7 protein-coding genes are annotated in these 14,359 nt (G+C 42.1%); 1 reads left to right on the top strand and 6 read right to left on the bottom strand.

The window, feature by feature from the left end:
* Nucleotides 1–20: 20 nt before the first annotated feature.
* From sov to G509_RS0105645, 5 genes are all read right to left on the bottom strand, one after another.
* Nucleotides 21–7,442: a T9SS outer membrane translocon Sov/SprA gene (gene sov / locus G509_RS0105625; protein WP_051199963.1), complete on the bottom strand. Its 7,422-nt coding sequence runs from the start codon at nt 7,440–7,442 to the stop codon at nt 21–23.
* A 3-nt stretch (nt 7,443–7,445) separates the two neighbouring features.
* The gene (gene ruvA, locus G509_RS0105630; protein WP_026990632.1) at nt 7,446–8,027 is read right to left on the bottom strand and encodes a Holliday junction branch migration protein RuvA; all 582 of its coding nucleotides are present in this window, start codon (nt 8,025–8,027) and stop codon (nt 7,446–7,448) included.
* Nucleotides 8,028–8,076: 49 nt separating this feature from the next.
* The gene (locus G509_RS0105635; protein WP_026990633.1) at nt 8,077–10,368 is read right to left on the bottom strand and encodes an NADP-dependent malic enzyme; all 2,292 of its coding nucleotides are present in this window, start codon (nt 10,366–10,368) and stop codon (nt 8,077–8,079) included.
* A gap of 88 nt (nt 10,369–10,456) precedes the next feature.
* Nucleotides 10,457–11,140, bottom strand: coding sequence for a response regulator transcription factor (locus G509_RS0105640; RefSeq protein ID WP_026990634.1), 684 nt, complete (start codon nt 11,138–11,140; stop codon nt 10,457–10,459).
* Nucleotides 11,137–12,588 carry a sensor histidine kinase gene (locus G509_RS0105645; RefSeq protein ID WP_131450702.1) on the bottom strand — a complete coding sequence of 484 codons (1,452 nt, stop codon included), beginning with the start codon at nt 12,586–12,588 and terminating at the stop codon, nt 11,137–11,139. Before G509_RS0105645 ends, G509_RS0105640 begins: the two co-directional genes overlap by 4 nt.
* Before the next feature lie 135 nt (nt 12,589–12,723).
* Between G509_RS0105645 and G509_RS0105650 the strand changes: the two genes are divergently transcribed.
* A complete protein-coding gene (locus G509_RS0105650; RefSeq protein WP_026990636.1) occupies nt 12,724–13,320 on the top strand; it encodes a hypothetical protein in 597 nt (198 codons plus the stop codon).
* A gap of 7 nt (nt 13,321–13,327) precedes the next feature.
* On the opposite strand, the gene queG is transcribed toward G509_RS0105650, so the two are convergent.
* On the bottom strand, nt 13,328–14,257 hold the full coding sequence (queG, locus tag G509_RS0105655; RefSeq protein ID WP_026990637.1) for a tRNA epoxyqueuosine(34) reductase QueG: 930 nt from the start codon (nt 14,255–14,257) through the stop codon (nt 13,328–13,330).
* Between the last annotated feature and the right edge of the window lie 102 nt (nt 14,258–14,359).

The following is a 14,359-nucleotide window of genomic DNA, read 5'->3' on the forward strand; positions in this document are numbered from 1 at the left end:
AACTATAAAATGTTTTTTAATTAATTACCAAAATTATACCTAAGCGTAAAGCCCGACCTAATTGTAGTTAACGGATATGCCGTAGATATAACCGCTTTAGAGAACGAATGGTCGTAATAGAAAATGGCAGTCAGGTTTTTACTAAACGAATAATCGGCAGTAAATTTAAGCGACCAGATGTTCTGTCCGCCACCCAATTGGTTGTTATCATAATCCAGGTAACGCACTATCGTTTCGTTCTTTCTAAGTGTAAAATCAGCCTTAAGGTTAATATCACTCTTAATAATATTACTAACGTTATCTGCAAGGCTCGAGTTGATAATAACATCTTTAATACGGTAACCAAGGCCCAATACATAATCGTTACCCTTAACCTCTGTAAGCAGGTTGTTGTCAAAACTCATGTTAAGCGTACGGTCTTTACGTACCTCGGCAAGAATTTTAATTGAGTTTTTCATCTCAAAATCAATTCGCATAAGCGGATTAAACTGCTCTGTAAGGTTTACGTTAGATATGATATTTTTGGTGTAAAAGTTACCCACACCGTTATTATCCTGCTGTGCAACATCGGCATCGTACTCCAGGTTAGACCTGTAAGAATTGATGTTGTATGACGACCTGTAACCGTGCTGTAAAGAGAAACGCTTAAACCTGTCTTTAAAGAATTTAAGGCGCATTAACCCGGTGTATTTAATTACCCAGTTTGGCAATGGCACATCTCTAAAGGCGCTTGTTTTAGCACTTGATGCATCCTGGCCGGAATAAGCGGCAAGGAACGATGGCAATAATACTGACTGGCTGTTTTTACCAAAGCCTATAGGATATCCTGCATTTGCACTGGCAAAAGAACTTGCATCAGAATCGGCCGTATACCTTGGCAGTGATGCAGCCGGCACACCATAATATTGCTCTGCAAGCCTGTTGGCTATTACAAGCCTGTTTTCACGCATCTGGTCAAAAGCCTCCGACCCGTTAACATCACTCTGGCTAAATGATGTTTTTATAAGGATGGTTGATATCTGGAAGTTACCATAGCTGTAAGGCGAACGCGGATTGTAAGTACCATCTGCACTAACATCATACTGCTCAGAGAAATTGTCAGACGATGTTCTGTCGGCCGTAAGGTCTATTTTAAAATCAGGTAAAAGATCCATCGAGGCAGTAAGGTTTAACTGCTTGGTGTTTACCTGTGTAAAGTTCTGGTTGTACTGATCGTAATTTGTAAGATAACCTGCCTTAGCGGCCTCGTACCTAACATCGGCCTGGCTACCAAATATAAAGCCTACAGATGGTTTAGATGTACCCAAGAACCCTACCGATGGTAAGAAGCCCGGTAATACCGTACCGTTAGTCTCGGTATAATTTATCTGGATATTCTTAACACTGGTTAGTACTCCAACAAGACTATTAACAAACGGGTTACCCGTTTCCTGAACCTTAGGCGCAGCGGTAACTTTTTCACCCGGTTTAGGCGGAGCTGCCGGCGGTGCGTTTTTAGCGGTTGGTTTCTTTTTAGGGCCAAGTCCTATATATTTATAGAACAGGTCCATGTTAAGTGATGTATTAAGCTTATGCGAGTTGGCATTTTGTATGGTATTACCCAAATTGTATATACCCGTAACATTACCATCATCATCTGTAACAGTTGCCTGAGACAATGCATCGGTAGAACGCAGCCAGTTATAATTACCGGTATAGCTATACGTAGATTTTACAAAGCTAAACATTGGCAACTTGTTAATTGGCAAATCGTAGTTTATTACAAACTGCTGGGTGTGGGTGTTAGCCTCGCCCGTGCTCCAAAAATCCTGCCATACGGTGTCGTCTGTAGCATCAGGATCGTTAAGGTAATTTCTTACGATATTACTTGTTGCAACCGAATAGTTAAACTTAAGTGACTTAGTAATATTATAGTTAAAACCGTACTGGTAGTTAAAGAAATAATTACGACGGTATAGCGGGTTAATAGGTATACCCTCTACATCTACATTACGATACTGCTGCCTGTTAAACTGCCTAACTATATTGGTACTAAACGATACGTTAGACGGCAGGTAGTTAAAGTTAAAATCGCTAAGCATTTTCCAGTACTGGCTTTTTTTCATAAAGGCAGTAGTTTTAAATGGCTCTATTGGCTTGCTCTGGAAAACATAGTTATAATCGGCAGCAACCCTAACCTGTTGGTCGAGCAGGCTTTCTATCTCGTAATCGTGGTGATCTGTCTGGTTGTATGAATAGGAAAGCGTTATGTTTTCCGGATCGTAAACGTGTTGTTTTTGCTCAGGAGCCCTGTCTTTTTTAACCCCGATAAAGTTGATACTCTTTGTCTTGGTATAATCTATAGCTCTGTTTTTAACATTGTCTTTTTCTTGTTGGGTTGTAGCCTCAGCTATAACTTGGTCTAACGTTACATCCTGATAGAATGGGTCGTACTCCGGTGTAATAGTTGTTTCGCCCACGCTGTAGTTAAACGGCAGGTTAATATGCCAGTCTTTAGGTAATAGTTTACCAAGGCTTACATTGGTAACAATACTGTATTGCTGGGTATCTTCTCTACTACGTTCGTTAGGGCTTTGCTCTATGGTACCAAAACCTATAGTGCTAAAGTTACCGGCGGCAGATAGTGTTGCAAAATCGGCAAAGTTAGTGTCCATACTGGCAACAGCCGCCATACCACCTTTATTATCCATATCAGACAAGCGAAGTTCGTTAAACCATACCTCTCCCCTAATATGCCTTGCGGCAGGAGCCCCAGCCTCGCCGGTGCCGTTTTTAACACCCACCATTAGCGTGCGCACATATCCAAAGTTAGGGTTACCTTTTATACCAATAACCATATCTTCGCTTAAAGTCGAATCTAATACATCGTGTGCATTTACAAAATATACCCCGTTAGCATCTGGCTCTACCGGCACAGTGCCGTTTATTACCATTAATTTAAGTTTGGTAAGCGCCGCCAATGAAACCAGTATCTCATTATCCTCCGGCCACACCTGCTCTTCGGTACTGGAGTTAAATGCAGATACCTGTAACCTTTTTTCTATCTGGTAAAAGTTATCGGTAAAGTCGTTACCAAAACGAAGGAAACCTTTTATCTCATCATTAACAAGGGCATTATTTTCCGGCAGGTCAGAGTCTGCATCAGATGGTAACGCCTCGGCATGTAAAAACATCCTTAGTTTTTTATACTGGCGCATGTCTACATTTACGTTTTTGAAAACCGCACGCGAATCGCCCGGCTCCAGTCCGCTATCGTTAGATGTAGATCCGCTTGTGGAGAATACCCTTAAAGACAGTGCCTGCTCATTTTGGTTAATAACCGCATTGTTGCTGTATAGCTGCTCGCGGTTTACACCCGGCGGCGATACGTAGCCTATTGGCTGCCTTTGTCCATTTTCCTGTATGTTAAGAGATACTACATCAAAACCGGTCTGGTCTACAAGATCGTCGTCATCATTATCTGTTAATTCATCAAAAGCTGTAGTGTACCTTCTCCACTCTCCCCTAACAAGGTCTAAAGCACCAAAACGCAATGTAACGTCTCTTTTAAAGCCACTAACAAGCATCCTCATAAAACGTATAGAACGAATGCTGCTAATACCACCCACTACAACCGAAGGGTCTGTGCTGGTTGTTGCAGCAGTAATAGGCACTTTGTACAATAACCATCTTGCCGATGTTTCGTCTCCGTTTGCCAAAGTTATGGTAGATGTTCTTTCGTCTACAAGATAACCTGTACCTACTATAGCATTTGGCCCTACCGGCACAGTATACCTGTAGTAAGCATCTATAGTATTCATGGTGTTATCCCTATTAATATCTTCAGTATCCGGCAGGGTTGTATTACCCCTGTTGGTATCGCCAACATCTACAGGCGAGTTACCATCAGTACCATTGTAATTTTTATACCTGTTAATTATATCTCCGGTTGCACTTAAAAAAAACTGGTAGTTATCTGCAGATGGATCCTGTAGTCCGGAGAATGTTGGAAATTTAGCTGCCTCTTCGGCATCGGTAAGACCATCAAAACCTACATCCTGCAGCGCACGGTTACCTCCATCGGTATCAAAAGCATAAATAAGCGATTGCGACACCGGTAAATCTCCCCAAACGGTTGTAAACGTTGTGGCAACATTATCTGTACCCGGCAAACCGTTCTCATATTGTTTTCTGTTATCTTTTAAGATGTCTTCAGATATCTCTCCAAGGTTAATCTCAACAGTACCTGTGTTATCGCTATCCAACTGGTCTCCCGCAAGGGTGCCATAATACGGGTCCATCATCCAGAACTGTATGTACTCTACATTTGTCTGCTCAAAGTTGGTAGAGGTAATAGGGCGCATTATACCGGCCCAGTTTTCTGCAGCGCGTGTTTCTGTAAAGGTTCCGCTTACGCCATCAGGGCTAAAGTTGTACGGGCCCCTTTCCTGCGGAAAGTAACTAAGGTCTAACGTGCTTACAACAGTAGTTTGTCCGGGCACAACGTCGGTTACCGGATATAACTCTTCATAATAAATACGCCTTGTTTTGTTGGTGGATACATCATCGTCTGATATACCATCCGGCCTTTGGCTCGATGTATAAAATGTAGGGTCTATACTATACCATGCCATTTTTGCCCTGCGGAAGCCCGCACTCAAATCGTCTTGTAGCGGGTTTAGCTCTACATCGCCGGCACTGCTAACAATTCGTTGCGGCACGCTCGACAGGTACCAGCCACTTGCACCACGCATATCTATAGTGGTTTGAGAACCCTCAAAATCGTCTACATAAGTGGTAGCCTCGCCATTAAACTGGTCGGCTTTAGAAGCGCCCGGTTTAAGATAAGCAATCTCTCCTCTAAATGAGAAGTTAGAAGCCACATCAGTATCAAGGTTAGGCAATTTGTTTACCATACGGGTAAAGAAAGGCACCTCTGTAGAAAAAGTTGTATTTAAGCCATAAATGGTATTGTTTACCGATTCCTGGCCGTAATTGGTCTTGTTGGTAAACGGCCTCTCGGACATGTTTAGCAATGTACCGCCAATTAAAAATTTATCGCTGAATTTGTGCTCTACGTTTACACCCGAAAAACGCCTTGTTTGCTGGCCAAAGGTAGAGTTGTTTTCTATAGACACTTCTATAGGCGTGTTAGATAATGATGTATCTAATATCTGCACGCGGCCTGCCTGGTAGTTTACGGTATAATCCTGGCCTTCTACAAGTGTGCGGCCCCCGGCTGTAACCACTACAGATCCTTGCGGAACGTTAAACGCGCCAAGCGAAATACCATCGCTGCCGGTAGATTTGTAGCGCCCTTTTAACTGGAACTTGTTTTTTTGCGCCTCCTGTAATGCATCGGCCTGGGTGCTTTTATACATCCTCCTGAATACATATTTCTTTTGGTTTTCGTTAAACGTTGACTCTACCCCTGTATGGTAATCAACATTAGGCTGTGTATTTTGCCCCAGTTTATCAAAAAGGTATTCTCCAAAAGGCTCAACGGTGGTAAATATTACCCTACCGTTTTGTGCATCTACAGTTAAACCGTCTACAAAGTCAAAAAAACCATCTCCCCCGTCCTGAGGGTCGTTGGTGTAATTTAACCTGTCTACATTAAACACTCGCAATAATGGGGTGTCGGCCACCGGAGTATCCGAATAATCGGCTACATTAGGCAGTGGCGTAACAGTACCCGCAGGTGTAATGTAGTTAAGCGGAGACGGATCGGTGTACATTACGTTCATCTTAAAGTCTTCCTGGGTAATCTGGTAGGCACTTGGTATTTGGTAGATGTTTTTCATCATCAAATCCCAAACCGGCTGAGCAGTATTTACCAGGTTACTTTTTAGCATTTTTAACACAAGGCTCTGGGTAGAAACCGTGGTTTGATCTGTACCTGAAGAATTGGTAGTACTGCCCACAATGGTAGCATCTACACCATCGGTACCAAACTCTCCAACCTGGTATACATCGCCACCAACAGTATATTGGTAGGCAACGGCAAGAACCTCGTCGTTATTAAGTTTTTGGTTTAACGATATATACCCTAACTGCGTATGAAAGGTATACTCGCTACTGGTTAGTTTACGGGCATTTTCTAGTTTAGAATAATCTCTTCCTTCAGATGCTGAAACATTAGAAAAACTCGAAGAAGATGTAGTTACAATTTCCCTGATCGATGAGTTAAGCCACCCTGTTGTGCCAATAGTTTCCGGGTCGAGTTTATTATTGGAGTTATCCGGGTAAAGGTTAAACTGGGTGTTGTTAAAAAAGTTATCGTTATTAGTAGCTGCATAAAAACCTACAGCCTGCGTAGTAATATCGCCGGCATTAGCACCGGTAATTGTATTTCTTTTTGTAAGCTTAGATTCACCTAAATCCTGTAGTGCCACAATATTTCTTACACTGTTATCGGTTGTACTAACACGGTTTTGCCTGTTAGTAACCCAAACCTCTACACGGGTAATTTGCACACGGCTGTCTATAAGCGGGTACGATTTTAAAGCCGCATCATAACGGTTCCTGAAATATTGAGAAAGGAAGAAGTGCCTGTCGGCATCGTAATCAAGTCCAAAGATCTCGAAATCCTGAACGGTACCGCCACCTTGCGCTGTTACGGTTTTGGTTTGCGATTTTTGTTCGGAAAATATACCGGTAATGGTTGTTTTACCAAACTGGAATTGTGCCTTAACACCAAAAAGGCTTTGAGCACCCCTTACCAACGAATTTGACAATGGAAAACTAACGTTACCCACCTCTATTTTCTGAATGATATCATCTTCGGTTGGGGTGTATTCTAATTTTATAAGGTTCTGGAAAGCAAAAGTACTCTCGGTATCATAATTGGCTGTAACACCAAGCCTTGTACCCACCTTACCCTGAAGGCTCATGCTTATACGCTGGTCGAAATCAAAAGTAAAAGTTTTACGGTTTCGGGGCGATAACGATGGGTTATCCTGTTTGGTATACCGTATACCAAGGTCCATCTCTACAGATCCCTGCGGTTTAACATCTATGGTATTACTACCAAAAATAGTTTCGAAAAAGCTGGAGTTTACGTAGTAGCGTGGCAAAAGGTCTTTTTGCTCTTCGGCACTGCCTTTACCATCTATAGTTTTAGATTTTTGCTTGTAATACTCACGCATCGATTCGCGCAATACAAGTTCTTCGTACTGCTCTGGCGTTAGTATTATAGGATAGTTTATGTTAAAACCCTCAAATTTATTGGTATAAATATAGCGGTTTGTAACCGGATCGTATGTATAAGCACCCACAATGCTCTTAGGATTATCTAATGCTACATTACCGGTATTATATCCTTTTACAGTATCCTGTTCCTTTATAGGATCTTCCTCTTCTTCGGTAACCTGGGCTTGCGCCAGAACACTGAAGAATAAAAAAACTACAGAAAACGTATATTTTATGTGGGTATAAAAGTCTTTAGAGTACTTTGTTTTCAAGGACTATAAATTTTTTAAAGCTTGTTTTATAATAGTTTCAACTCCGGCGGAAGGATTCTCCCTAACAATTTTTTCGATGGCTTTTTCTGCCAATTTCTTGTTAAAGCCTAAAACCTCCAAGGCTGATAACGCTTCATCTCTGTTTGTATTGTAACCTGCACCCGAAACTTCTTCCAAATCGTACAGTTTTAACACTTTGTCTTTTAGATCGAGTATAACGCGCTGTGCCGTTTTTGTGCCAATACCCTTAATAGATTGTACCACCGCAACGTTGCCAGATCCAATGGCCTGTATAATTTGGCGGGGCTCTAATGATGACAGCATTGTCCTGGCAATGCCCGCCCCAACACCCGATACGGTAATAAGCTGTTTAAAAAGCTCGCGTTCGGCCTTTTCTACAAAACCAAAGAGCGTGTGGGCATCTTCTTTAATTTGCAAAAAGGTGTATAATTTTATGTTTTCAGAATCCGGCAGCAGCGAAAATGTGTGCAGCGAAATATTAACATGGTAACCCACACCGTGGCAATCTATTACCACGTCGGTGGGAGTTTTTTCCACCAGCCTTCCCTCAAGATGTGCTATCATATTTCTTTGTTAAGCAATTACCAAAAATAGCAAAATATTTGTGCTATTCTTATTTTTTTGCCATTTTAAGGCGTTTTTCTTTTTCCTGTGCGTCTACAACAGCCACAGCCGCCATATTTACCATCTCTTCAACACTGGCGCCAAACTGTACAATGTGCACGGGTTTGTCCATTCCCATCATAATTGGGCCAATAGAAACCACCTTATCTAACTCTTTTAAAAGTTTATAAGTTATGTTAGCCGACTCTAAGTTAGGAAAAATAAGCACATTAACTTTTTTACCTACAAGTTTAGAGAACGGAAATTTAGCCTCGTGCATTTCGGCATTCAGGGCAAAATCGGCCTGAAGCTCGCCATCAACAATAAGGTCGGGGTAATTTTTATGAAGTATAGCTACCGCCTGACGTACTTTTACAGCACTTGGGTCTGACGATGAGCCAAAGTTAGAGAACGACACCATAGCAATAACCGGCTCCATACCAAATATACGGGCTGTACGTGCCGTCATCAAAGCAATGTTAGCCAGTTCTTCGGCCGTTGGGTTAGGGTTTATGGCAGTATCTGATAAAAATATAGGGCCACGCTTGGTAAGCATCATGTTGGTGGTAGCCACACGGTTTACACCCGATGACCTGTCTATCAACTGTAAAATTGGCTTTACCGATGACGGATAGTTACGCGAATAGCCTGTTAGCATAGCATCGGCATCGCCGGTATTTACCATCATGGCAGCAAAATAATTACGTTGGCGCATCATTTTTTCTGCATCAAGATAGTTTACCCCCCTACGTTGTCGGCCGCTCCAAAAAACATCGGCATAGCGTTGCAGCCTTTCTAATTCTACATCCGTTTTAGGATCTACAATAAGCACATCGTTATCAAAACCTATTTCTTCTTTAAGCTCCAAAATGGTTTCGCGGGTACCCAAAAGTATCGGTGTACCTATACCCTCTTCCATAACAATTTGCGCAGCCTTAAGCACATCAAGCTGGTCGGCCTCGGCAAATACAATACGCTTAGGATCGCTTTTAGCCCTGTTGGTTAACAGGCGCACCATTTTATTATCGTTACCCAAACGGTCTAAAAGGCCTTCGGTATACTTATCCCAGTCGGTTATAGGGTGTTGTGCCACGCCGCTTTCCATGGCCGCACGGGCTACGGCAGGTGCTACAACAGCAATAAGCCTCGGGTCGAAAGGTTTTGGTATAATATAATCGCGGCCAAAATTAAGTTTAGTTTCGCCATAGGCAATATTAACCTGTTCCGGCACGCTGGCTTTTGCAAGTTCGGCCAGGGCAGTTACAGCCGCCATTTTCATGGCCTCGTTTATTTTAGTAGCCCTAACATCTAACGCACCCCTAAAAATGTACGGAAAGCCCAACACATTATTTACCTGGTTAGGATGGTCACTCCTTCCGGTTGCCATAATAACATCAGGTCGGGTTGCAATGGCAACGTTGTAATCTATCTCCGGAATTGGGTTGGCCATAGCAAACACAATAGGGTCGTTAGCCATGGTAAGCAGCATTTCGGGCGAAAGCACATTACCAACCGATAGCCCAAGGAACATATCTGCGCCTTTAACAGCTTCGGCTAAGCTAACCGGCTCTTTATCCTGGGCATATTTTAAATGCATTGGCAAAAGGTTTTGCCTGCTTTTAACAATCATGCCGTCAATATCAAACATAGTGATATTCTCTGCCTTAACACCTAACAAAAGGTACAATGCAGCACAGGCCAAAGCGGCAGAACCCGCACCAGAAACTACAATTTTAAGGTCTTCCAGTTTTTTACCGGCAAGATCGACTGCATTAATAAGCGCCGCCGATGAGATAATGGCGGTACCATGCTGGTCGTCGTGCATTACCGGGATATTAAGCTCTTCTACCAAACGTCTTTCTATTTCGAACGACTCCGGTGCTTTAATATCTTCAAGGTTAATACCCCCAAAAGTGGGAGCTATATTTTTTACGGTCTCAATAAATTTTTCAACATCTTTGGTATCCACTTCAATATCAAAAACATCAATATCGGCAAATATCTTAAATAAAAGACCTTTGCCTTCCATTACCGGTTTAGAAGCCTCCGGGCCAATATCACCAAGGCCTAACACGGCAGTACCGTTAGATATTACGGCCACTAAATTACCTTTTGCGGTGTATTTGTATACTTTATTTACATCTTTTGCAATTTCCAGGCAGGGCTCTGCAACACCCGGCGAATAGGCCAGAGAAAGGTCTCTTTGGGTGGCATAAGGTTTAGTGGGTACTACCTGTATTTTTCCGGGGTGGGGCTTTGCGTGATATAGCAGTGCTTCCCTTCTTTTGCTGTATTGAGTCATTCGTTTGCGCTATTGTTATAGAACTCGCAAAGGTAAAGCTATGGTTTGAAATGGGAAATATTTAACACTATTCTTTTTGGGGTAAAAATCAGCAGATGAGCTTGTATCCAAAACCACGGATATTAACGATTTCTACCGTTGAATCTTTGTGCAGTTTTTTACGAAGTTTGGTAATGTAGACATCCATAGTACGTGTGTTGAAAAAGTTATCGTCTCCCCACAATTTTAAGAGCGCAGTTTTACGGTCTAACACTACATTTTTGTTTTGAAGGAGCATTAGCAAAAGCTGGCTTTCCTTATGAGATAGCTTTACCACCGTAGCGTCTGCCGACTTTATTTCCTGCCTTTTAGGCGAAAAGGTATAGCTGCCTATAGCTAACTCTTCTGTATTCTGGCTTTCAAACTGGCTGCGTTTTAGCAATTCGGCCACCCTTAAAAAAAGCTCATCGAGGCTAAAGGGTTTTTTAAGATAATCGTTACCACCACTGGCGTATCCGGCAGTCACATCTTTAATATCAGCCTTAGCAGTAAGAAACATCATCGGGATTTTAGGGTTCGCCTCCCTTATTTGTGCCGCAAGGGTAAATCCATCCTTATAAGGCATCATAACATCAAGCACACACAAATCAAAAGCAGTGGCATTATACTCCTGCCATGCCTGCCTGCCATCCTGCGCAAGGGTTACTGCGTAGCCTTTTTTCTCAAGGCTTTCTTTTACCACCTTGCCTAAAAAGGGTTCGTCTTCGGCTAAAAGTATTTTGTAAGTGCTCATAATGGTAAGGTTATTAAAAAGCTGCTGCCATTGGGTTGTACATCTTTTATTGTAACAGTGCCCCTGTGTGCTACTACAACCTTGCGCACATAACTTAGTCCCAATCCATAGCCTTTTACATTATGAATATTGCCCGATGGTATACGGTAAAACTGCTCGAATACCTTTTCTTTAAAGGCATCCCGTATACCGGGGCCATTGTCTGTTACTGCAATAGTAAGCTGATTTTTTACAACGTGGCATTCTATCACAACTGTAGCATTGTTGCCGGTATTGTACTTAATGGCATTATCTACAAGGTTGCTAATAGCTCTTTCTAAATGTGTTTTATTGCCTTTAATGATGATGTTTTTTGTGAGCGGAATATACTTTACTTTGGCATTTACGGATGGGATGCATTGTACAATTCCTTCCAAAAAAGTATTTACATCGATAGTGTCAGACAGCACAATTCCTGTTTTATCTAACCTTGCCCCGGTAAGAATTTCGTCTGCAAGAGCCGATAGCTTATTGCTTTGGTACAAAATAATATCCAGGTAACTATCTTGTGCATCGGCATCATGCCCAAATTGTTTTAAGGCTTGGGCCGTTATGGTAATAGAGGTTAGTGGTGTATTTATTTCGTGGGTCATGTTGCTTATAAAATCGTCTTTTATAGCATTAAGCTTTTGCTGGCTAAGCAACACCCTTACGGTATACCAAAAGCACACAACAGTAACAATAACCAGTAGTAACGCCCCTAACAGTACCCATTTAAGCTGACTCAGCAAATACATGCCCGTATTTGTAAATGATGCATGCAGCCATTTTTCTTTATAAGGCCGCCTAATGGCTATGTTTACTTTTTTGGTATAAAAAACATACTTGTTTTTGCTCTTTGTATTAAAAGCAAATGGCTCGCTAATGTTCCTTTTTTGCAACGCTGCTTTGTATAGAGGCTCCAGGTCGGCTATGCCGATAGGGGTTTTATCGTAGGCTTTGTCCAGGCGTGCACCAAGCCTTTGCGTATAAAAATAGATAGAACCCTTTTTAAGATCGGCATTAACCATATCTGCCATTTGGTTTATAAGCACCGCTTTTGCCTGTGGTGTTATATGTTCCAGTTTTTGCGGAAACTGCTCTATGCTAAGGCTTATAGTGGTTCTGTCGGTAACCGGTGCTTCTACTTCCTTTATAGTAAAAACAGTTAGCTTTTGTTCGGCATTCCATTTACAGCTAATATCTATAATAGTGGTGTCGGCAAGCCAGCCTTTAAGCTGGCGTATAACATTTAGCCTGTGTTTTTCAAAAGCCGTATCTACTGCTTCATCCAGCGCTTCGTTTATGTTGCGTTCAAAAACCTTTGCTTCAGTCTGGTAAGTCCGGTAGCTAAAATACAGCTGCAAAGCCGTTACGCCGGTAACGCAAACAGCCATTAATACAAACACTATTAGCAGGTTCTTTTTCATATACCTGTCAAAAATAAATGTTTGCTGTAAGCCCAACTAATTTTGTTAACACTAATTAACCCTAATAAAGGCTGGTTAACCCAAACCATTTTGTAAGCCCGTTACATTTGCCCCATAACCATAAATAATAACATCATGATAAAATGTTTGCACCTTTTACTACTACTTACTGCCAGCCTGTGTTTTGCACAAAACAACACCCTTAAAATGACAACCACCTTACCCCAAAACCGGGAAGTTGACCAACTATTGCGCTTTGAGAATATAGACATGTACCATACAAAATTTAGTGGCCCCGCCATAAAAGGTAAAAACTACTATATAGTTGCAAAAGAACTATGGAAAGGCAAAATCAAGAATATCGATACCGTGTTTACGTCGGCCAGTTTACCGATACCCACTACCCAAGGCGATTCTTTAAAGTTTACAGTAACGGCAACCAAGTCGGCTGCAAAAACACTAAAAATACAGTTTGATTTTGGGAGATTTTCTTTAACCCGCGAGTATAAAAGCACGAAGCATAACGATTACAGCCTTCGCGATTTTGGAACCCAGCTACCTATTGAAACTTATAAGTCTTTTTATGCCTTTGCCTATATATTACCCCAACGCAATAAGGATGGCAGCAGCTCCTGGTGCGCTGTAGAAAGTAGTGGCAAGGATATAGAAAAATGGGGTACTGAGTTTGGCCTTGAACACTATATTTTGTTCGAAATGCAGTTTTTCGACTAATCTGTAATTACAGTTCCTTTAAAAAATTGATGTTGCGTTTTAAGCCATCATACTTAGTACGCTTTACAGCAGAATTTTTAAACACCGCCCTAAAAGTGTCTTCGGTAATTTCTTCCCAATCCTTTTTTGTGAGGGAAAGTAAATCGGGGTGCGGGTTAAAAAGCGGTTCACGATGGGGTTTGCTAAAGCGGTTCCAGGGGCAAACGTCCTGGCATACATCGCAGCCAAAAGCCCAGTCGTTAAAGCTGCCGCGCATTTCGGCAGGTATGTTTTCTTTAAGCTCTATGGTAAAGTACGATATGCATTTGCTGCCGTCTACCACATAGGGTGCTATAATAGCCTGCGTAGGGCAGGCATCCAGGCAGGCAGTGCAGGAGCCGCAATGGTCAGTCACCGCATAATCGTATTCCAGATCGATATCGACAACCAGTTCGGCAATAAAAAAGAACGAGCCTGTTTTTTTAGACAAGAGGTTACTGTTTTTGCCAATCCAGCCAAGGCCACTTTTGGCAGCCCACGCCTTGTCGAGCACAGGTGCCGAATCTACAAACGCCCTGCCCCCTACTTCGCCAATATTTTCTTGTATAAAATGTAGCAGCTCTTTAAGCTTTTCTTTAATTACAAAGTGGTAATCCTGCCCGTAGGCATATTTAGATATTTTGTAACTGCCCTCAGTCTGGGTTTCTTCGGGGTAATAATTCAGCAATAACGAGATAACACTTTTAGCGCCATCCACAAGCAGTGTCGGGTCCAGGCGTTTATCAAAATGATTTTCCATGTACTGCATCTTGCCGTGGCGGTTCTGGTTAAGCCAGGCCTCCAGGCGGGGTGCTTCTTCTTCCAGAAAACCCGCTTTAGATATTCCGCACGACATAAAGCCCAAACGTTTAGCTTCGGATTTGATGAAATCACTGTATTTTTGCTTGTTATCGATCATCTCCTGCTACACCTTCCTGTTCTCGCTGCCAAGCTATTTTTTACGAAGCACTGCATCTCATAAAATAATAAAGATTGCCGCGGTCGTACCTCCCTCGCAATG

It is taken from the genome of Flavobacterium subsaxonicum WB 4.1-42 = DSM 21790 (assembly GCF_000422725.1).
Taxonomy (GTDB): Bacteria; Bacteroidota; Bacteroidia; order Flavobacteriales; family Flavobacteriaceae; genus Flavobacterium; species Flavobacterium subsaxonicum.